General features: G+C 70.4%; 21 protein-coding genes. 12 read left to right on the plus strand and 9 right to left on the minus strand.

Going from position 1 to position 18,813, the window contains the following annotated elements:
* Positions 1-4: 4 nt before the first annotated feature.
* From GPZ80_RS06320 to GPZ80_RS06330, 3 genes are all read right to left on the minus strand, one after another.
* A complete protein-coding gene (locus GPZ80_RS06320; protein WP_187219067.1) occupies positions 5-472 on the minus strand; it encodes a hypothetical protein in 468 nt (155 codons plus the stop codon).
* A 130-nt stretch (positions 473-602) separates the two neighbouring features.
* On the minus strand, positions 603-776 hold the full coding sequence (locus GPZ80_RS06325) for a DUF397 domain-containing protein (RefSeq protein WP_187219069.1): 174 nt from the start codon (positions 774-776) through the stop codon (positions 603-605).
* A 2-nt stretch (positions 777-778) separates the two neighbouring features.
* Positions 779-1,630 (minus strand): helix-turn-helix domain-containing protein, encoded by an 852-nt coding sequence (locus GPZ80_RS06330; RefSeq protein WP_187219071.1) that lies wholly within the window; start codon positions 1,628-1,630, stop codon positions 779-781.
* A gap of 146 nt (positions 1,631-1,776) precedes the next feature.
* On the opposite strand from GPZ80_RS06330, the gene GPZ80_RS06335 reads away from it, so the two are divergent.
* From GPZ80_RS06335 to GPZ80_RS06340, 3 genes are all read left to right on the plus strand, one after another.
* A complete protein-coding gene (locus GPZ80_RS06335) occupies positions 1,777-2,049 on the plus strand; it encodes a hypothetical protein (protein WP_187219072.1) in 273 nt (90 codons plus the stop codon).
* 85 nt (positions 2,050-2,134) lie between these two features.
* On the plus strand, positions 2,135-2,314 hold the full coding sequence (locus GPZ80_RS32015) for a hypothetical protein (protein WP_222718970.1): 180 nt from the start codon (positions 2,135-2,137) through the stop codon (positions 2,312-2,314).
* Between the two features lie 9 nt (positions 2,315-2,323).
* The gene (locus tag GPZ80_RS06340) at positions 2,324-2,542 is read left to right on the plus strand and encodes a hypothetical protein (protein ID WP_187219074.1); all 219 of its coding nucleotides are present in this window, start codon (positions 2,324-2,326) and stop codon (positions 2,540-2,542) included.
* Here the strand turns inward: GPZ80_RS06340 and GPZ80_RS06345 are convergent.
* Together GPZ80_RS06345 and GPZ80_RS06350 are read right to left on the minus strand one after the other, a co-directional pair.
* Complete coding sequence (locus tag GPZ80_RS06345) at positions 2,539-3,345, minus strand: CPBP family intramembrane glutamic endopeptidase (RefSeq protein WP_312880156.1); 807 nt, start codon at positions 3,343-3,345, stop codon at positions 2,539-2,541. The two genes, GPZ80_RS06340 and GPZ80_RS06345, sit on opposite strands and share 4 nt — an antisense overlap.
* A gap of 10 nt (positions 3,346-3,355) precedes the next feature.
* A complete protein-coding gene (locus tag GPZ80_RS06350) occupies positions 3,356-4,117 on the minus strand; it encodes a DUF2470 domain-containing protein (RefSeq protein WP_187219076.1) in 762 nt (253 codons plus the stop codon).
* Between the two features lie 118 nt (positions 4,118-4,235).
* Between GPZ80_RS06350 and GPZ80_RS06355 the strand changes: the two genes are divergently transcribed.
* Positions 4,236-5,336, plus strand: coding sequence for a hypothetical protein (locus GPZ80_RS06355; RefSeq protein WP_187219077.1), 1,101 nt, complete (start codon positions 4,236-4,238; stop codon positions 5,334-5,336).
* Here GPZ80_RS06355 and GPZ80_RS06360 read toward each other — a convergent pair.
* Complete coding sequence (locus GPZ80_RS06360; RefSeq protein WP_187219079.1) at positions 5,294-6,466, minus strand: homogentisate 1,2-dioxygenase; 1,173 nt, start codon at positions 6,464-6,466, stop codon at positions 5,294-5,296. The genes GPZ80_RS06355 and GPZ80_RS06360 overlap by 43 nt on opposite strands.
* A gap of 68 nt (positions 6,467-6,534) precedes the next feature.
* Between GPZ80_RS06360 and GPZ80_RS06365 the strand changes: the two genes are divergently transcribed.
* The 3 genes from GPZ80_RS06365 to GPZ80_RS06375 are packed head-to-tail and all read left to right on the plus strand — an operon-like array spanning position 6,535 to position 9,265.
* Positions 6,535-7,401 carry a hypothetical protein gene (locus GPZ80_RS06365; RefSeq protein ID WP_312880207.1) on the plus strand — a complete coding sequence of 289 codons (867 nt, stop codon included), beginning with the start codon at positions 6,535-6,537 and terminating at the stop codon, positions 7,399-7,401.
* Positions 7,398-8,588: a fumarylacetoacetase gene (fahA, locus tag GPZ80_RS06370; RefSeq protein ID WP_187219081.1), complete on the plus strand. Its 1,191-nt coding sequence runs from the start codon at positions 7,398-7,400 to the stop codon at positions 8,586-8,588. The genes GPZ80_RS06365 and fahA overlap by 4 nt, the downstream gene beginning before the upstream one ends.
* Positions 8,588-9,265 carry a helix-turn-helix domain-containing protein gene (locus GPZ80_RS06375; protein WP_187219083.1) on the plus strand — a complete coding sequence of 226 codons (678 nt, stop codon included), beginning with the start codon at positions 8,588-8,590 and terminating at the stop codon, positions 9,263-9,265. The genes fahA and GPZ80_RS06375 overlap by 1 nt, the downstream gene beginning before the upstream one ends.
* 17 nt (positions 9,266-9,282) lie before the next feature.
* Here the strand turns inward: GPZ80_RS06375 and GPZ80_RS06380 are convergent, their stop codons facing one another.
* Entirely contained in the window at positions 9,283-9,870 is a 588-nt protein-coding gene (locus tag GPZ80_RS06380; RefSeq protein WP_187219749.1) for a TMEM165/GDT1 family protein, read from the minus strand.
* A 97-nt stretch (positions 9,871-9,967) separates the two neighbouring features.
* On the opposite strand from GPZ80_RS06380, the gene GPZ80_RS06385 reads away from it, so the two are divergent.
* Genes GPZ80_RS06385 through GPZ80_RS06405 form a run of 5 tightly spaced genes read left to right on the plus strand, consistent with a single transcriptional unit; the run spans position 9,968 to position 17,082 of the window.
* Complete coding sequence (locus GPZ80_RS06385) at positions 9,968-11,437, plus strand: cytochrome ubiquinol oxidase subunit I (protein WP_187219750.1); 1,470 nt, start codon at positions 9,968-9,970, stop codon at positions 11,435-11,437.
* A 9-nt stretch (positions 11,438-11,446) separates the two neighbouring features.
* Positions 11,447-12,454, plus strand: a complete 1,008-nt coding sequence (cydB, locus tag GPZ80_RS06390; protein WP_187219085.1) for a cytochrome d ubiquinol oxidase subunit II — start codon at positions 11,447-11,449, stop codon at positions 12,452-12,454.
* A complete protein-coding gene (cydD, locus tag GPZ80_RS06395; RefSeq protein WP_312880157.1) occupies positions 12,451-15,540 on the plus strand; it encodes a thiol reductant ABC exporter subunit CydD in 3,090 nt (1,029 codons plus the stop codon). Before cydB ends, cydD begins: the two co-directional genes overlap by 4 nt.
* Positions 15,541-15,554: 14 nt before the next feature.
* On the plus strand, positions 15,555-16,676 hold the full coding sequence (locus tag GPZ80_RS06400; RefSeq protein WP_187219087.1) for a GAF domain-containing sensor histidine kinase: 1,122 nt from the start codon (positions 15,555-15,557) through the stop codon (positions 16,674-16,676).
* A 46-nt stretch (positions 16,677-16,722) separates the two neighbouring features.
* Complete coding sequence (locus GPZ80_RS06405; RefSeq protein ID WP_187219089.1) at positions 16,723-17,082, plus strand: PLD nuclease N-terminal domain-containing protein; 360 nt, start codon at positions 16,723-16,725, stop codon at positions 17,080-17,082.
* A 70-nt stretch (positions 17,083-17,152) separates the two neighbouring features.
* On the opposite strand, the gene GPZ80_RS06410 is transcribed toward GPZ80_RS06405, so the two are convergent.
* Both GPZ80_RS06410 and coaA read right to left on the minus strand, forming a co-directional pair.
* Positions 17,153-17,770, minus strand: a complete 618-nt coding sequence (locus GPZ80_RS06410; protein WP_187219091.1) for a response regulator — start codon at positions 17,768-17,770, stop codon at positions 17,153-17,155.
* Positions 17,771-17,779: 9 nt separating this feature from the next.
* Positions 17,780-18,715 carry a type I pantothenate kinase gene (coaA, locus tag GPZ80_RS06415; RefSeq protein WP_187219093.1) on the minus strand — a complete coding sequence of 312 codons (936 nt, stop codon included), beginning with the start codon at positions 18,713-18,715 and terminating at the stop codon, positions 17,780-17,782.
* Positions 18,716-18,813: the final 98 nt, after the last annotated feature.

Here is an 18,813-nt window from a genome sequence, read left to right on the forward strand (position 1 = left end):
GTTGTCAGGCTCCGTCCGAGTGCTTCACGGCTGAGGTGTTGTGGCCTTCGGTGTTCTCGTACCTATGTCGCGCATCAATGAGCTTGTTGATGTAGCCCTCGGCGTAGTCGCGCATCGCACGGTTGTGCTCGATGGCCATGGTGAGGCTTTCCTCTGTGGCCATGGCCTCTTTGCGGCTCATCTCGTCGTCGGCAGGAGGAGCGACCCGGAACACCGCATCCTGCAGCTTTTCGCCGCTGGTGTCGATCTTGTCGCGGATGACTGTCCACTGGGCGATGAGTGAGTCGAGTTCGGCGACGCTGGCGATGTAGAACTTGCCGCCTTCGCCGCCGCCGCCGGCGGTGATGTGTGCCGGGGTGTTGACCCACGGCAGCTTGCCGATGGTCTCGGCCACGGTGTTGTACACGTGGCCCATGCCGACCTCGGCGTTGAGTTGTTGGTCGACTGTCCCCGGTTCTGTGCCCTCAGGCATCGTTCCCCCTCGTCCCATGCCTGCTCCCGGGTCGGGAGTTTACCCACTCTGCGGAGCCGCTGCGTTGCGTACTGTGCAATCGACATGGTTCGGCCCGTGCCACTTTGACGTGGCACGGGCCGTCCGGGTTTCAGTGGGTCTTGGCGACTCGGATCAGGTTGGTGAACGCTGAGGTGGGGAGTGTCAGGAACCCGGCGTTTGGGTTCTTGGAGTCCCGGACCAGGGCGTGAGGGGTAGCCAAGGCCAGTTCGACACAGTCGGCGTCATTGCCGCTGTAGCTGCTCTTGCGCCAGCGAAGTTCCATACTCAGCCTCCATCGAAGTCCTCCGCGATGGACCGCAGCAGCCCGAGTGAGCTCGGCTCGTCCAGCGCGACCGCCAACAGCCTCTCAACGGTCAGCCTATAGAGGGCGACCTCGTCTGGATCATCCCGAAAGAGACCAGTCGTGCGGGCTTCCACAAACACGACCGTCGGGTCCTTGGCGAAGTCGAGGATGACGAACTGCCCCATCAGACCCGGGTGAACCGCGACCTCCCGGGGGATCACGCGAAGCGAGACGTTGTCGCGGTCAGCGAGGTCGATCAGGTGTCGAAGCTGTCGGCCCATCACCTTCGGCCCGCCGATCGGGGCTCGCAGGGCGTGTTCGCTCAGGATCAGGTCGAGTCGTGGCGGGGTGCGGCGGGTGAGGATCTTCTGGCGGGACATCCGCTTGCCGATGCGCATCTCGATGTCGTCATCCTCTTCGTCCACCTGAATGGCTGACACCACCGCGTGTGCGTAATCAGCGGTCTGCGCAAGACCGGGAATCAGCATCAGCTGGAAGTTCGTGATCACCGTGGCGTAGCTTTCGAAGTACAGATACGAGCGGCTCTGGGCGGACGTCTTGCTGTACTCGACCATTCCCGAACCGCCCGAACGCCCCAGTGCGAGGCCCAGCAGTCGATCTCGTTCGGGCCCTACCACGCCGACGATCGCCAGGATGGCCGACACTTCCTCCAGCGTCGGTTCCCGCTTCCCGGTCTCCAACCTGCAGATAGTGCTCGCCGACGTGCCCAGCCGCTCCGCCACATGCTCCAGCGTCATCGCGGCGTCCTTGCGGTAGCGGCACAGTTCCGCGCCGAGACCCCGGGAATTCACGCCGAGCCTGATTCTATTCACCAATCCCCCTTGCGATGTGCGCAAAATGTGACACCAAAACGCTATCCGAGAACGTTCGGTGCGCCAAGAAAGATCGCCCGTTCGTGCAGTTGCAATGAATTGCCGCGAACCGTGAAGCTGATGTCACCGAATCCGGGGGGCGTCAAATGGTGGCCGATACGCGAACCGCACTGGTGTTGGACAACAATGTCCGCACCCATTTGGCGATGCTGCTGACGGGAACCCAATGCGGCAGCGACAGCCAGGTTCTCTCATTGGCGCGGATGGAGACGCATCGGCGCGTCTGCGCCGTTCTTGCAGCGTTGCGCGACCACGCCCTCGACACCTCGGGCCGGTGCACGGTGTGCGGCGGCCAGACCTGTTGCCTCCGCACCGAGATCAGCCACTCACTGCTCCCGGTGCGCGCCCCAGGCGGCTGACCCCCGACAGCCGCCCCGACTGGCGGCGCGGGCGGTGCCTTCCCCGCCGACACCGTCCGCGCCACCCGAGGAACCGGGAGATCCGATGCTTTGCGCGAGCTGCAATGACGGTGCCCACGACTGGCGCGAGCACCAGGATGTCCGGTTCCCCGAACTGACGTTGCGCCGGTGGTGGTGCGTCTGCCCGCTGTGTCCCGACGGTCCCGCGCTCGCCGTCACCGTCGACACCGCACTGTCCTGGCATGGACAGCACCGACTGGCTTAGGAGCACCACGTGATCTGGGGACGCTCGATCCTCGACGCCCGTCGCGGGCACATCCGCCAGACCCGCGACGGTGTGCCGCGCACCCTCACCACCAGCGACACCCGAGTCGGCATCGCCATTTGCGGGGCGCTGCTGGTGGCCGACCTCGCGGCCCAAGGCGATTTCGCCAAGTGCTCGGCCTGCGTCGCGATCGCCGACGCGGAGCCAACCGGTCCGAACGTCACCTAGGGCAGCCAGGACACCTTGCCGCGCAGCAGCGAGTAGCCGACGAAGGCGACGAAGTCGAGCAGGGTGTGCGCGATGACCAGCGGCCACAGCCGGTTGGTGCGCTGCCAGATCCGGCCGAACACCAGGCCCATGATCACGTTGCCGATGAACCCGCCGAATCCCTGATACAGGTGATACGACCCGCGAACGAGTGCTGCCGTCACCAGCGAGGTGTTCTCGCGGAAGCCGAGGTGGCGCAGTCTGCTGATCAGGTAGCCGACGACCAGCATCTCCTCGGCCCATGCGTTGCCCGCGGCGAGGATGGTCAGCACGATCGGCCGCCACCACGTGTCGTCCAGGGTGGACGGCGCGACCGCGAGGTTCAGCCCCAGCGCGTGGGCGAGCAGGTAGAGGCCCAGGCCCGGCACGCCGATCAGCGCGGCCAGGCCGACCCCGGCGGCGGCGTCGGCGCCCAGTCGGGTGCGGTCGAGTCCCACGGCCGCGAGCCGCATCCCGGAACGGTAGAGCAGGTAGGCGCCCAGGCCGCCCCACGCGATCAGCCGGACCGCGCCGAGCAACTGCTTGAGCATGTCGATGAGGCTGAGATCGGCCTGCGGGACGTTGATCGCCACCGTCTGGTCGCTCAGCGCCACCGGCTGCAAGAGCGCATCGATCAGGGACAGCAGGCTGCTCAGGCCCGAGAGTCCGAGGGTCACCGCGAAGACGATGACCAGCTCGGTCCACACCATGCGCCGCTCGCGCTGGTCGGTGATCAGGTCGTCGCCCGGTCGCTCCGGGGCCAGCCAGGCACGCAGGTTCGCCACGGACGGGAAGTTACCCGCGCGCCGCCAGGAAGGGGCAGCCGACCAGCCTGCGCAGCTCGTCGCTCAGCTCGTCGGGGGTGCTGACGGGGCGGGAGAAGGCCAGCCGGACGTCGTGGTCGGCGTCGATCGCCTCGACCCGCAGGCGCAGACCGAACCGGTCGAGGCCGAGCGGGCGCAGGTGTCCGCCGCGCAGTTCCTTGGGCAGGTGCCGGGCCAGGGCTCCGACGACGTCGGTGTGCGAGATCTCCAGGTGCCGCAGCCAGCCCGCCTCGAACGTGACGAATGGGTCGGGGGTGGCGTCGGCGAAGGAGTCGAGCTGCACGGAGTGCGTGCTCTCGGCGTCGGCCAGGACCATGGTGGCCGGGTCGAGCCGCAGCAGCGTGGAGCCGTGGCCGAGATCGAGCAGCCGCGGGTCGGGCCGGTCCTCGGCGACCAGCACCGCCAGCGCCCGAGCCTCGTCGGCCGACAGCGCGCGCAGCCAGCCGGTGATCCACAGCAGCCCGCGCACCGGTTCGCGCAGCGGGACCGGCGCCTGGTCGGCGATCTCGACCATCGTCGGCAGCTCCCCGCGCGGGGCCTGCCAGGCGGCGCCGACGAGCGGGTGGTCGTCGGTCATCAGCACGCTCACCGCGCCGTCGCCGTGGACGTGGTGCAGCAACGGGGTGATGCGGTCGGCGCCGCAGGCGGGCAGCAGTGTGGCGCGCCCGCCCAGGGCGGCGATCGTGCGGGCGCGCTCGGCTGGATGTGGTGCCGGGGGACGCTGATTGCTCACACTCGACCTCCTGAGTTAGGTAACCCTAACTTCTCGGGTGGCCGGGTGGGAAGTCCTACACCGGATATCCCACGAACTGGTTACGCTGCCGGCTCGGCACCACTTGATCGGAGGACCGATGGGCAAGGCACAGCGGCGCGAGGCTCCCGCGGTGGAACCGCCGACGGACATCCCCGCCATGGCGGACCCGCACACCGCCCGCGCCTACCGTGACCTGCGCCTTCCGCTCCTCGGACTGCCCGTCGGCGCAGTCGTGTTCGGTATCCCGGCGATCTTCCTCCGGGCAGGCTGGGTGGCCACGGCGGTCCTCGGGGCCATCGCGCTGGCGTTCCTCCTCGCCACGGTGGTCAGTTTCAGCCTGGTCGGCACCTGGCTGCGGCCCGCCGACAGACTGCTGAGGGAACAGTCGTGGCGCGAGGCGTCGGTGAAGGTCTACCGGTCCTCCCGCGGCCTGCCGCGGACCAAGATGCGGGTCGACGACGGCACGACCAAGTTGAGCCTGCGCGCCAACGCCCTGCCGTGGACCGCCCAGCAGGTCCTCGCCCGGACCGGCCGGATCTGGATCGTCGGCCCGAGCGCCGACGGCTGGGTCGCGATCCGCTCGGCCGGACTCGCGCTGCCGCTCGGCCCGGCCCAGGTCGTCAAGGAGGACGTCTCCAACGGCTACGAGATCGCCGTCGAGCAGGAGGCGCCGCTCAAGGCCCCGATGGCCGCCGCGGACGCCGTCGTCGCCAAGTCCACCGCGACCCCGCGTCGCCGGGCGAAGACCGACCTCCTCGGTCCCGTGATCCTGCTGCTGATCGCCTTGGTGCTGGTCGTCGACCTGGTGCAGCGCGGGGCCTACGGCGCGCACCTGGGCGCGTCCATCGGACTGGGCATCGGCACGCTCGCCCTGGCCGCGCTGCTGGGGTGGCGGATCCACAAGCTGCGCTACTGGACCACGCTGGACCGCCTGCTCGGCAGCGGACCGTGGCGCTCTGTGCCGGTCACGGTCCACGGCCACGACTACCTGGCGACCCTGGAGGACGGCGAGACCGCCACGGTCAAGCTCGGCCACGGCGCCAAGGAACTGCGCGCCAACGTCGAGGCCACCGGCCTGCTGTGGATAGCCGGACCGACCGACGGCAAGGCCGCCGCCGGCCTTCCCGGCTACCCGTTCCTGACGATCGCGGTGTTTCAGGACCAGTCGGGGCCGCGCCTGGCCCAGGACCAGGCGTAGCGCGGGTCCTCGCTCTCGGTCCCGGCCTCACCGAGCTCCAGCGGGCGGAACGTGTCGATCATGACCGCGGTCTCGTCGAAGAAGTCCGCGCCGATCGAGGCCTCCGCCGCGCCGGGCTGCGGCCCGTGGGTGAACCCGCCGGGGTGCAGCGACAGCGAGCCGATCTCGATGCCCGAGCCCTTGCGCGCCTCGTAGTTGCCCCGCACGTAGAACATCAGCTCGTCGGAGTCCACGTTCGCGTGGTTGTAGGGCACCGGGATCGACAGCGGGTGGTAGTCGACCTTGCGTGGCACGAACGAGCAGACCACGAAGTTCGGGCCCTCGAACGTCTGGTGCACGGGCGGCGGCTGGTGCACGCGGCCGGTGATCGGCTCGAAGTCGCGGATGTTGAACACCCACGGGTAGAGGCAGCCGTCCCAGCCGACCACGTCGAACGGGTGGTTCGCGTAGGTGAACTTCGTGAGCCCCGCGCGGTGCCGGACCAGAACCTCGACATCCTCGCCGTCGACGAGCAGCGGCTCGGTCGGGCCGCGCTGGTCGCGCTCGCAGTACGGCGCGTGCTCCAGGAACTGGCCCTTGGTGGACAGGTAACGCCGGGGCGGGCCGACGTGGCCGCTCGCCTCGATGGTCATCAGGCGCAGCTCGTCGTCGGGCACCACGCGGTAGGTGGTCGACGTCGGCAGGACGACGTAGTCGCCGTCCTCGACGCGCAGGGCGCCGTAGATCGTTTCGACGGTGCCGGTGCCCCCCTGGCAATAGAGCAGCTCGTCGCCCACCGCGTTGCGGTAGAGCGGGCTGGGCTCGGTCGCCACGACGAACCCGATGACGACGTCGGAGTTGCCCATCAGCGTCCGCCTGCCGGTCACCGCGTTCGCGCCGGACCACTTGAGGTCCTGTGAGCGGAACGCGCGCGGCTTGAGCGGGTGGTTGGGCACCAGTGGCCCGCGGAAATCGTCCGCGACCTCGGCGTTCACGATCGCCGTCGGCAGATGGCGGTGGTAGAGCAGTGCGGAGTCGGAGGAGAAGCCCTCTACGCCCATGAGCTCTTCGGCGTAGAGCTTGCCCTCCGGTGAGCGGAACTGGGTGTGCCTTTTCGGGGGGATTTCCCCGACTCGGCGGTAGTACGGCATTGCTCCTCCGGGCGTTCGTTCTCCGAACATTTTTGTTCAGTTGCCGATACACTACTAGCGTGTCAGCCGTGTCAAGCGCCGTTCCACTCCCAGCGCCCGGTCCCCGTGGCATCCCGCCCCTGTTCGCGCGGCTTGTCGACGACGCCGCCCTGTTCCCACCGGGCAACGCCGCCATGCCCGACGCGGTGCGTCTGCACCTCGCCGGACGTGACGGCGAACGCTCGGGGGTGATGGGCGTCTTCCTCTGCCAGGCCTCGCGGTTGCCAGAGCTGATCACCGAGCTCATCAAGGCCAAGCCTGGCAAACCCGTCGCACTTTCGCTCGTCATCGACACCGGCCTGGGCGGCGTGCCCAAGGCGCTGTCGATCGTCGAGTCCCGTGCCGAGTTGCTCGCGCTGCGCATGGTCGAGATGCCCGCCCCCGCCGACGTCGACGACGTCTGGCTGGAGCGGGTCAACGAGTTCGTGCCGGAAGACGTCATCCGGGTCGTGGAGCCGCGCCGCGGCGGACCTGAGTGGCTCGAAGGCATCCGCCGCGTCGTCGAGCACGGCAGCTGGCCCAAGATCCGCTGCGGCGGGCTGAGCCACGAGCAGTTCCCCAGCGTCGACGAGATCGCCGACTTCCTGGCGGTCATCAGCGCGGGGGAGGCCTCGTTCAAGGCGACCGCGGGCCTGCACAACGCAGTGCGGCACGCCGACGAGGCGACCGGGTTCGTCCACCACGGGTTCCTCAACCTGCTGGTCGCGACCGCCCGGCTGCTCTCCGGCGGCGACGTCCGCGAGGCGCTGTCGATCACCGACGGCGAGGCGCTCGCGGCTGAGGCGGCCGAACTCTCCGACCAGGCGGCGCACGCCGTCCGCGCGGTGTTCGGCTCGTACGGCTCCTGTTCGCTGACCGAGCCGGTCGAGGACCTTGAGGGATTGGGCTTGCTGTGAGTAGTTGGATCGAAGACCCCGCGTTCGCCACGGACCGCCCCTTCGGCCCCCAGACGCTGCCCTACGGCGTCCTGGACGGTCTTGGCGTCGCGGTGCGCGTGGGCGACCACGCGCTGCCCCTGCGGCCCATGGCGGCCGCGTTCGGCGAGCTGTCCGGGCTCGTCGCGGCCGACACGCTGGACCCGCTGCTCGCCGCGGGACGTCCCACGTGGTCGGCGCTGCGCGCGCGGCTGCGCGAGCTGGTGACGGCGACGACCGCGCCCGAGGGAGCGGTCATCGTGCCGCTGTCGGACGTGCGTCCCGTCCTGCCGTTCACCGTCGGCGACTATGTCGACTTCTACTCCTCGCGCGACCACGCCGAGAACGTCGGCAAGATGTTCCGCCCCGACGGCGAACCGCTGCTGCCGAACTGGACGCACCTGCCGGTCGGCTACCACGGCCGCGCGGGCACGGTCGTCGTCTCGGGCACCGACATCGTGCGCCCGCACGGCCAGCGCAAGGGGCCGAACGACCCGGCGCCGGTGTTCGGCCCGAGCACCCGCCTCGACATCGAGGCCGAACTCGGCTTCGTCTGCGGCGGGCCGGTCGCGGGCCGGGTGTCCACCTCGGCGGCGGCGGAGCACATCTTCGGCGTCACCGCGGTCAACGACTGGTCCGCGCGCGACATCCAGGCCTGGGAGTACGTGCCGCTCGGCCCGTTCCTCGGCAAGTCGTTCGCCACGTCGGTCGGCGCGTGGATCACCCCGCTGGAGGCGTTCGCCGCAGCGCGGATCCCCGTGCCCGACCCGGGCCACCCCCGGCAGGAGTACCTCGTCGAGGACCAGCCGTGGGGCCTGGACGTGTCGCTGACCGTGGAGTGGAACGGCACCGTCGTTTCCCGCCCGGTGTTCTCGGGTATGGCGTTCTCCTGCGCGCAGCAACTCGCCCACATGACCGTCAACGGAGCGACCGTGCGGCCGGGTGACCTGTTCGCCTCGGGCACCATCTCGGGCCCGGAGAAGCACCAGCGCGGCTCGTTCCTGGAGCTGTGCTGGGGCGGCAAGGAGCCGATCACCCTCGACGACGGCAGCGAGCGCACCTTCCTGCAGGACGGCGACACCGTGGTCATCACCGCGACCGCGCCCGGCCCGGAGGGTTCGGTGGTCGGCCTGTCCGAGGTCGCCGGAACCGTGCTGGCGGCGAACTGATGCCCGGCATCCGGTCGACCGGTCCGATAGCCCGCCAGGCGAACCCGGCGAGCAAGGAGAGTTCGCTGACCCTCGATCGGGGCCTGGCGCTGCTGCAGGCGGTGGCCGACTCGGACACCGAGGCGCCGACGATCAGCGACCTGGCGACCTCCATCGGCGCCAGCCGCGCGGCCATCTACCGGCTGCTCGTGCCACTGCAGGCGCGCGGCCTGGTCCGGCGGGAAGGGTCACGGGTCCGGTTGGGCCTGGGGCTGCTGCAACTGGCCGCGAAGGTGGCTCCCCAGCTGCGGATCGCCGCGCTGCCCGCGCTTCGGGCGCTGGCCGAGCAGGTCGGCGCGACGGCGCACCTGACGGTGGCCGATGGTGACGAGGCGCAGGCGGTGGCCGTTGTCGAGCCGTCGTGGACGGCCTATCACGTCGCCTATCGCGTCGGAACCCGTCACGCGCTCCACAAGGGTGCCTCGGGGAAGGCGATCGGCCTCCGGTCCGAGGAGCAGGGCTGGGTCGGGACCACGGGGGAGCTACAGCACGGAGCGCACGGGATCGCCGCGCCGGTGCTGGGCGTGCCGGGCCTGCGGGCCAGCGTCGGCGTGGTCACGTTCGAACCGCTGGACGGGGCCACCGTCGGGCCGAAGGTGATCGCCGCGGCTGCCGCGGTGGCGGAGGCGTTGAAGTAGCGGGCGGATGTCCTGGCTCAGCCGAAGATCGCCTGGTAGGCGGCCAGCAGCGCGAATCCGGCGAACACCAGGCCTGCCACCCGCTGGATCAGGTGTGGCTTGATCCGTTCGGCGATCTTGCTGCCCACCAGCACCGCGATCCCCGCCACCGACACGAGCGCCACCCAGGCGCCGAGACCCACCCATACCGGTTCGGCGTACCGCGCGCTCAACGCCGCCGTGGCGATCTGCGACGCGTCGCCCCATTCGGCGGCGAACAGGACGCCGAAGGAGGTCAGGGCGGCCCGCCAGAACGACACCGGGACGCTGGGGCCCGCCTCGTCCAGGCCGTCCTCGTCCTGGTTGGAGAACCCCTCGCGCAGCAGCAGTGCCGCGCCGATGCCGAACAGGGCGGCGACCACGGCGGCCACCACCCGATCCGGTAGGAGCGTCAGCACGCCACCGAATGCGGCGGCGATCACAACCTGCAGGGCGAAGGCCGCGCTGACGCCGAGGAAGACCGGCCACGCCCGGTAGCGGGTGGTCAGGATCAGGGTCGCGACCAGCGTCTTGTCGGGCAGTTCCACGACGAAGACCAGGCCGAACGCGGCCGCGAAGGCGATCAATGCTGTACCCACGACCTACCCTAACCGGGACCTAGGTCCCGGTCAGGCAGGACCCGGGGACATGGCGGCCGGGCCGTCGGTGCCCGAGGCTGAGCTGGTGGACGTACTTGATCTCGCGCGGTGGCAGTTCGGCATCACCACCGTCTACCACTTCCTCATGGTCCCGCTGACCATCGGCCTGTCCGTGCTCGTCGCGGGAATGCAAACCGCCTGGGTGCGCACCGGCGACGAGAAGTACCTGCGCATGACCAAGTTCTGGGGCAAGCTGCTGCTGATCAACTTCGCCATGGGCGTGGTGACCGGCATCGTCCAGGAGTTCCAGTTCGGCATGTCCTGGAGCGAGTACTCCCGGTTCGTCGGCGACGTCTTCGGCGCCCCGCTGGCGATGGAGGGCCTGGTCGCGTTCTTCGTCGAGTCGACCTTCCTCGGCCTGTGGATCTTCGGTTGGGACCGGCTGCCCAAGCGGGTACACCTGGCCTGCGCGTGGGCGTTCAGCCTGGCGACGATCGCATCGGCGTACTTCATCCTGGCGGCGAACTCGTGGATGCAGCACCCGGTGGGTGTGGTCATGGACGAGGGACGGCCGCGGCTGACGTCGATCTGGGCGGTGCTGGGCAACAACACCGCGCTCGCGGCCGTGCCTCACACGGTGGCGGGGTGTTTCGCGGTCGCGGGGGCGTTCCTGGTCGGCATCGCGGCCTGGCACCTGTGGCGCGACCGCGGTGACCAGCCGGTGTGGCGCGCGTCGATCCGCCTGGGGAGCTGGGTCGGCGTCGTCTCCTTCGCCGCGCTCGCGGTCACCGGGGACATGCAGGCCAAGCTGATGTTCGAGCAGCAGCCGATGAAGATGGCCGCCGCCGAGGCGCTGTGCCACACCGAGCAGCCTGCGAGCTTCTCCGTGTTCGCGATCGGCGACGTGAGCAGGCCGGACTGCGAGAGCGTAAAGTCGATCACCGTGCCCGCGCTGCTTTCCTTCCTGGCGCACAACGACTTCGACACGGAGGTCCGCGGGGTCAACGACCTCGTCGTCGAGTACCAGGCGAAGTACGGCACGAACTACCCCGTCGACGAGCGGCTCGGCGAGCTGTCCGGCAAGCCGATCGACTACGTGCCGGTGCTGCCGGTGACCTACTGGGGCTTCCGGCTGATGATCGGGTTCGGCGCGGTGTCCGCGTTCATCGGCCTGGCCGTGCTGTGGCTGACCCGCAAGGGAAGGCTGCCGCGGACGAAGTGGTTCCCGCGGCTGGCGCTGGCAGGCATCGCGACCCCGTTCATCGGCAACAGCATGGGGTGGATCTTCACCGAGATGGGCCGCCAGCCGTTCGTCGTCGTGCCCAACCCGTCCGGTGTGGACGGTGTCTGGATGTTCACCGCGCGCGCCGTGTCCGGACTTACCGTCGGCGAGGTGCTGACGTCGCTGATCGCGCTGACGCTGGTCTACGCGGCGCTGGCGGCGGTCGAGGTGTTCCTGATCGCGCGCTACGTGCGCGCCGGGGTGGCTGGCGTGATGCCCGACAAGCCCGACAAGCCCGACGAGCCGAGCGACACGCTCGCGTTCGCGTACTGAGGAGAGACGATGGATCTCGCGGTCGTCTGGTTCTGCGTCATCGCCGTGCTGTGGCTGGGCTACCTGTTCCTGGAGGGCTTCGACTTCGGCGTCGGCATGCTGCTTCCGGTGCTGGCCAAGGACAACACCGAACGCCGAGTCATGATCAACACAATTGGGCCGGTCTGGGACGGCAACGAGGTGTGGGTGATCGTCGCGATCGGGGCGACCTTCGCCGCGTTCCCCGGGTGGTACGCGTCCCTGCTCAGCGCCGCGTTCCTGCCGCTGCTGGTGGTGCTGCTGGGGCTGATCGGGCGCGGGGTCGCGTTCGAGTACCGGGGCAAGGTCGACACCGACCGGTGGCGGCGCGGGTGGGACCGGATGATCATCACCGGTTCCTGGATCGCCGCCCTCGGCTTCGGGTTGATCATCGCTACCACGGTGTTCGGCCTGCCGCTGGACCAGAACGGGAACCGGGTCGGCTCGGTGCTCGCCGCCGTCCGGCCGGAGACAGTCCTCGGCGCGGTGGCGCTCGCCGGGTTCTCCCTGGTGCACGGCGCGGTGTTCCTCTCGCTCAAGACCGACGGCGAGATCCGGCTGCGGGCCAGGCGGCTGGCCACCCGATTCGGCCCGTTCGCGTTGCTGCCGCTGGGCGCACTGCTGGTGTGGGTGCAGGTCGACTCGGGGTCGGTGTGGACGTGGCTGGCGGTCGCCGCGGTGGTCGTGGCGGCGGCGAGCGCGTTCGAGCGGCTGGAGAAGGGGCGCGAGGGACAGGCGTTCGCGGCGCTCGGCGTGGTCATCGCGGCTTCGGTCGTGGGACTGTTCGGCGCTCTCTACCCGAACGTCCTTCCATCCACTTTGGATCCGGCCTTCTCGTTGACGGTCGCGCAGACCGCGTCGAGCCCGTACACCCTGACCGTGATGAGCTGGGTCGCGCTGTTCGGGACGCCCGCGGTGCTGGTCTACCAGGGGTGGACGTACTGGGTGTTCCGCAAGCGGGTGAGCGCCGCGCACATCCCGCCGGTGCACGTCCCGTGAAGCCGCTTCGCGAGCTGTCCGCCTCGGCCCGCCGGGCGCTGGCGGCCTGCGCCGTGCTCGCCGTGGCGTCCGGCGCGGCCGTCGTCTGGCAGGCGTGGGCACTCGCGTCCGCGATCACGGGCGGACCGCTCGCTCCCCTCGCCGTCGCGGTCGTGACGCGCGGCCTCCTCGGCTGGGTGACCCAGGTCGTGGCCGCCCGGGCGGCGGCGGGCGCCAAGGCGGAACTGCGCGCGGTGCTCCTCGACCGGGCGCTCGCCACCGGTCCCGAGTGGATCGCCGCGCGCGGCCCCGGCGAGCTGACCTCCTTGGCCACCAAGGGGTTGGACGCGCTCGACGACTACTTCGGCACCTACCTCCCGGCGCTCGTCACCGCCGCGGTGACTCCGATCGGCGTCGGCGCGGTGATCCTGTTCGTCGACTGGCCATCGGCGGTGGTGGTCGCGCTGACGGTGCCGTTGGTCCCGCTGTTCGCGATCCTCATCGGCCGCTACACCCAGGACCGGGTCGCGGGCGCGGCCGCCGCGACCGAGCGGCTGTCCGGTCACCTCCTGGAACTGGTCCGGGCGCTGCCGGTCCTCACCGCGTTCCGACGCGCCGCCGCCCAGGCCGAGGCGGTGCGCCGCACGTCGGAGGCCCACCGGCTCGGCACGCTCGGCGTGCTCAGGACCGCTTTCGTCTCCGCGCTCGCGCTGGAGTTGATCGCGACCCTGTCGGTCGCCCTGGTCGCGGTGGTCATCGGGCTGCGTCTGGTGACCGGCGACCTCACGCTCGCCGTGGGGCTGTTCGTGCTGATCGTCGTCCCCGAGTGCTACCTGCCGCTGCGCGCGGCGGGGGCGGCGCACCACGCCGCTGAGGACGGCGTGGAGGCCGTCCGCCGCGTCGCCGCCGTGCCGGAGCGGGCGGGCGTCGAGGGACCGGCGGTGACCGGCTTCGGCGAACTCCGGGTCGAGGACCTCCGGGTCGAGCGGCGGGAGGGGTTCGCGCCCGACGGGCTGTCGCTGGTGGTCAGGCCCGGCGAGATCGTCCGACTCGACTCGCCCAGCGGTAGCGGAAAGTCGACATTCTTCGCGGTGCTGCTCGGCTTTGTGTCCCCGACCGCCGGAAACGTGCTGGTAGACGGGGTGCCGCTGACATCTGTCGATATGTCGACATGGCGGCAAATCGTCTCCTGGGTGCCGCAGCGACCGACTTTCGCGGAGCCATTCGTGGCCGACGAGGTAGGCCCACACCCGGCCGAACTGGCTCGCGACCTCGCTGTCGCACACCTGCTGGACCGGCGGGTCGACGACCTGTCGGCAGGCGAACGCCAGCGCGTCGCCCTGCTGCGCGCCCTGGCCCGGCCCGGCACCCGGCTGCTGATCCTGGACGAGCCGACCGCCCATCTGGACCCGGCCACGGCCGCCCAGGTGATGTCGGTGATCGAACGCGCGGCCGAGAGCGGCGTCGCGGTGCTGCTCGCCACCCACCGCGCGGTGGAGGCAGGCGAGACCCGGGTGAGCGGCGCGGCCGTCACCGTCACGGACACCGCCGACCGCCCGGGTGCTCCACTGTGGACACTGCTGACCCGGCGCACAGTCGCGGGCGCGGCCCTGGGCGCGGCGGCCCTGATCTCCGGCGTGGCCCTGACGGCGCTGTCGGCGTGGCTGATCGCGAAGGCCGCGCAGCAACCGCCGATCCTGGTGCTGTCCGTGGCGATCGTGGGTGTCCGCACGTTCGGCCTGGCCCGCGCCGGCCTGCGCTACGCGGAGCGTCTGGTCACCCACGACGCCGCGTTCCGGACGGCGACGGACCTGCGGGTGCGCCTGTGGACCGCCCTGGTCGCGCGCGGCCCCGCACGGCTGCCCAGGAACGACGAGGGGCAACGCCGACTCGTCGACGACGTGGACCAGGTCCGGGACCTGACCCCGCGTGTCCTCGTCCCACCGCTGATCGCGGTTGCCGTGGTGGCCGCCGCCGTCACCGTCCAAACAGCGATCCTGCCCGCCGCCGGACTGGCCCTCGCGGTCGCCGCGCTCGTCGCCCTGATCGGCGCACCGGCCCTGACCCTGCTCCTCGACCGCCGAGCCACGACGGCGATGGCCCGCGACCGCCGCGTGCTTGCGGCCGGAGTCCTCACCCTGCTGGACGGCGCCGCCGACCTCACGGCGTTCGGCCGAGACACCGCCCGACGAAACGCCATCGCGACCCTGGACACCAGCCTCACCAACCGCGCCCGCACCCAGGCCTTCGGCGCCGGGGCGGGTACGGCGCTCATCACCCTGGCTCTCGGCCTGGCCGGTTTCGCCTCCATCGCCCTGGCCATTCCCGTGCTGGACCCGGTCCTGATCCCCATCGTCGCCCTACTCCCATTGGCGCTCTCCGACGCGCTCGCCACCCTCCCCACCGCCGCGACCCACCTGACCCCGCTGCGCTCAGCACACCGCCGGATCACCTCGCTGCTGGGAGATGACCGCACTCAACCGAGAGCGCCGCTCCGCGACCAGAGCCCTGTTCCCGATCTCGACGAGGTCCACCTCGTCGGCGCGGACATCCGGTGGAGTGGCGCGGATGTGCCCGCGCTGCGCGGGGTCGATCTGCGGTTGCCTGGCGGATCCCATGTCGCGGTGGTGGGCCCGTCCGGGGCTGGGAAGTCGACACTGGTCGCCCTGCTGCTCGGATTCCTCGAACCAGAGCGTGGGCAAGCCAGCCTGCCGTCGTCGACGGCGTGGTGTCCGCAGGACGCGATGCTCGTCGCGACGAGTGTTCGGGAGAACCTTCGGCTAGCCAAGCCGCACGCCTCCGACGCCGAGTTGGTGGCCGCGCTCGACCGGGTCGGCCTGCCCGACCTGCTCGACGCCCAGGCCGCCACCCTCTCCGGTGGCGAGGCGCAGCGGGTCGCGCTCGTGCGCGCCTTGCTCGCCGACGCCGATCTTCTCCTGCTCGACGAACCCACCGCGCACCTCGACGCCGCGACCGCCGGGCGGGTGCTGGCCGGGCTGCGGGATGTCCGCGGCACCGTCGTGCACGTCACGCACCGGCCGGAGGAAGCCGCGGCGGCTGACCTGGTTGTGGAGATCACCGACGGCGAACTGCTGGTGAGGGCCTAAAGTTGAACTCGACCATGGACCCAAGCCTCGCCGCGCGCACCCTCACCGCGGCCACCGAGATCGCCACCGCCGCCTTGTCCGGAGACGATCCCGAGGCCGTGCTCGACCTCGTCGTGCGCAGTGCCGCCGCGCTGGCCGAAGCCGATCTCTGCCTCGTGATGGCCCGCGGCGCCGACGGCTCGCTCACGGTCGAAGCCGCCCACGGCGCCCGGGAGCCGATCGGGCTGGTGCTCTCGCCGCGCTCCTCGGCGGCGCGGGTCGCGCGCGGGGGTGTGCCGATCGTCGCCGACGACGTCACCACCGATCCGCGGACCTCGCCGTACGTGCCGCGCGAACTGCAGGGCTACGGCCCGTTCGCGGCGGCGCCCTTCGGCACGCGCGAGCGCAGACTCGGTGCGCTCACGGTCTACCGCCGCCGCGGCGGGCCATCGTTCACCCCGGCCACGGTGGACGTCCTGACCGCGTTCGCCGCGCAGGCCGGGCTCGTCCTGGTGCTGGCCGAGGGCGCCACCGCCCGCCAGCGCGTCGACCTCTACGAGGAGCGCGAACGCATCGCCCGCGACCTGCACGACGTCATCGTGCAACGGCTCTACGCGGCAGGCATGCAGCTTGACCTGCTCGCCCGCAAACCGTCGCGCAAGCTCGCGAAACCCGACGCGACCCGCCTCGGCGACGCCGTCGACCAGCTCGACGCCGCCATCGAGGACGTCCGTGCCGTCGTGCGCACCCTGCGCCAACCCGACCCGGAACAACCCGCCGCGCGCCTGTCCGACTCCGCCCGCGCGGAGATCGAGACGGCTCGAGAGTTGCTCGGCTTCGCCCCGACCTTCCACCTCGTCGGCGAACTCGACGACCTAGCCCCAGCGGTGGCCGACAACGTCAGGGCCGCCCTGCGCGAAGCCCTGTCCAATGTGGTCAGGCACGCGGGCGCCCTGCGCGTCGCCGTCCACCTGCGACGGGAGGACGGCATCCTGCGCCTGACCGTCGCCGACGACGGCTGCGGCATCCCGGAAGGTGTCAGCCGGCGCGGCCTGAACAACCTTCGCGAGCGCGCCGAACTTGTCGGCGGACGCTGCGAGGTGCGGTCGTCACCGCGGTCGGGCACGTCGGTGACCTGGGCGGTTCCGGTTCCTTGATCGTTGTGCCAAGATTTCGGCGCACCGAACTGGGGAGTGGGGTCAAATGTTCTATCTGGGTGGTTTCCTCGGCATCATCACACTGGCGTTGTGGATCTTCGCGATCGTGGACGTGATCACGACCGACGAGGGGTCCTGCCGCAACCTGCCGAAGTTCGGCTGGCTGATTCTGGTGCTGCTGTTCCCGCTCGTGGGGTCGATCGTGTGGTTCGTTGCCGGGCGTCCGCAGACTTCCGGGCGGGTTCGGCGGGGGGCGTACGAGCGGGAGACGTCGCGTTTCCCGGAGTACGACCGGCCTGGGCGGTTCGCCGCCGGGAGTCCGGACGATGACGAGGAGTTTCTTCGCCGGTGCCGGGAGCGGGCTGAGGAGCAGCGACGCAAGGGGCGCGAGGGCGACGGGGTTTAGACCTGTCGGGGGTTCGGCCCGGGCCGGGTCGGACGGTCGCCGTGCCCGGTGGTGTCCGGACTTCGGCCGCCTAAGGCTTGCGCCGTGCGACCCAGGCCACAGCTTGGGTTCGGCGCTGCATGCCCAGTTTCGCGAGCACGCTCGTCACGTAGTTCTTCACCGTCTTCTCCGCCAGAAACAGCCGTTCGGCGATCTGCCGGTTCGACAGGCCCTCCCCGACCAGCGTCAACACCTCACGCTCGCGGTCGGTCAAACCTGCCAGGTCGTCGGGCCGACGCATGTGGTCGAGGACGTGGGCGGTGGTCACCGGGTCCAGCAGTGATCTGCCTGCGGCGACCTCGCGGATCGCGGTGACCAAGTCCTGGCCGCGCACCTGCTTGAGCAGGTATCCGGCCGCTCCCGCCATGATCGCCTCGACCAGGGCTCGCTCGTCGTCGAAGGCGGTCAGGACCAGGCAGTGGGGGGCGGGTTCCATGGCCCTCAGCGACCGGCACAGTTCGACCCCGTCGCCGTCGGGGAGGCGGACGTCGACGACCGCGACGTCCGGGGTGGTCGCGCCTGCCCGGACCAGGGCCTCGGCGACTGAGCCCGCCTCGGCGACGACCTCGATGCCGTCCTCGCTGTTGATGAGGTCGCGCAGGCCACGGCGGACGACTTCGTGGTCGTCGACCAACAGCACCCGGATCATGTGCGAAGCCTAGAGCTTGCGGAGTCGCACTCGGCTGATCCGGTGGTCGGCGCCCTTACGCAACACCAGGGTCGCGCGCGGGCGCGTGGGGAGGATGTTGTTGATCAGGTTCGGCTGGTTGGTGCGCATCCACAGCCGCCTGCCCTCCTCCTGGGCCTCCTCGTCGCTCAGCGCGGCGTAGTGGTGGAAGTGCGACGCCGGGTCGGCGAACGCGGTGCCACGGAAGGCGAGGAAGCGGTCGATGTACCAGCGCTCGATGTCGTCGGTGTGGGCGTCGACGTAGATCGAGAAGTCGAAGAGGTCCGACACCGCCAGGCGGGGGCCGGGCTGCAGCACGTTGAGGCCTTCGACGATCAGGATGTCCGGGCGGCGGACGACCTGCTCCTCGCCGGGCACGATGTCGTAGAGCAGGTGCGAGTAGACCGGCGCGCGCACCTCGTCCGCGCCCGCCTTGACCTCCGAGACGAACCGCAGCAGCGCCCGGCGGTCGTAGCTCTCGGGGAAGCCCTTGCGGCTCATCAGGCCGCGCCGGATCAGCTCGGCTTTCGGGAAAAGGAAGCCGTCGGTGGTCACCAGGTCCACGTGCGGGTGGTCCGGCCAGCGCGCCAGCAGCGTGCGGAGAAGTCGGGCGGTGGTCGACTTGCCGACGGCGACGCTGCCCGCGATGCCGATCACGAACGGGACCTTCGTCGCCTCGTGGATGTCCTCGCCGAGGAACGCGGTGGTCGACTCGTAGAGCCGCTGCCGGGCCGCGACCTGCAGCGAGATCAGCCGGGACAGCGGCAGGTAGACGTCGACGACCTCCTCGAGGTCGACTGGGTCGCGAAGACCGCGCAGCCGTACGAGCTCGTCGAGGGTGAGGGGCAGCGGCGTCGATTTGCGCAGCTGCCGCCACTGCTCGCGACGGAGTTCGACGTACGGGCTCAGCTCGCGCACCCGCGCCATAGGGACTCCCTCGCCTGCGATGTGAGGACTTACCGCGCAAACGTAGGCGTTGCGGAGGGGTTTTCGCTGTGACGGATTACACCGTTTGAGGGACAGAA

Origin of the sequence: Actinokineospora xionganensis (assembly GCF_014323725.1) — a bacterium.
GTDB classification, from domain to species: domain Bacteria; phylum Actinomycetota; class Actinomycetes; order Mycobacteriales; family Pseudonocardiaceae; genus Actinokineospora; species Actinokineospora xionganensis.

Coding starts and splice junctions, on each gene's coding strand:
- GPZ80_RS06320 (WP_187219067.1), bottom strand. CDS start 472: ATGCCTGAGGGCACAGAACCGGGGACAGTCGACCAACAACTCAACGCC.
- GPZ80_RS06325 (WP_187219069.1), bottom strand. CDS start 776: ATGGAACTTCGCTGGCGCAAGAGCAGCTACAGCGGCAATGACGCCGAC.
- GPZ80_RS06335 (WP_187219072.1), top strand. CDS start 1,777: ATGGTGGCCGATACGCGAACCGCACTGGTGTTGGACAACAATGTCCGC.
- GPZ80_RS32015 (WP_222718970.1), top strand. CDS start 2,135: ATGCTTTGCGCGAGCTGCAATGACGGTGCCCACGACTGGCGCGAGCAC.
- GPZ80_RS06355 (WP_187219077.1), top strand. CDS start 4,236: ATGGGCAAGGCACAGCGGCGCGAGGCTCCCGCGGTGGAACCGCCGACG.
- GPZ80_RS06360 (WP_187219079.1), bottom strand. CDS start 6,466: ATGCCGTACTACCGCCGAGTCGGGGAAATCCCCCCGAAAAGGCACACC.
- GPZ80_RS06375 (WP_187219083.1), top strand. CDS start 8,588: ATGCCCGGCATCCGGTCGACCGGTCCGATAGCCCGCCAGGCGAACCCG.
- cydB (WP_187219085.1), top strand. CDS start 11,447: ATGGATCTCGCGGTCGTCTGGTTCTGCGTCATCGCCGTGCTGTGGCTG.
- GPZ80_RS06400 (WP_187219087.1), top strand. CDS start 15,555: ATGGACCCAAGCCTCGCCGCGCGCACCCTCACCGCGGCCACCGAGATC.
- GPZ80_RS06405 (WP_187219089.1), top strand. CDS start 16,723: ATGTTCTATCTGGGTGGTTTCCTCGGCATCATCACACTGGCGTTGTGG.
- GPZ80_RS06410 (WP_187219091.1), bottom strand. CDS start 17,770: ATGATCCGGGTGCTGTTGGTCGACGACCACGAAGTCGTCCGCCGTGGC.
- coaA (WP_187219093.1), bottom strand. CDS start 18,715: ATGGCGCGGGTGCGCGAGCTGAGCCCGTACGTCGAACTCCGTCGCGAG.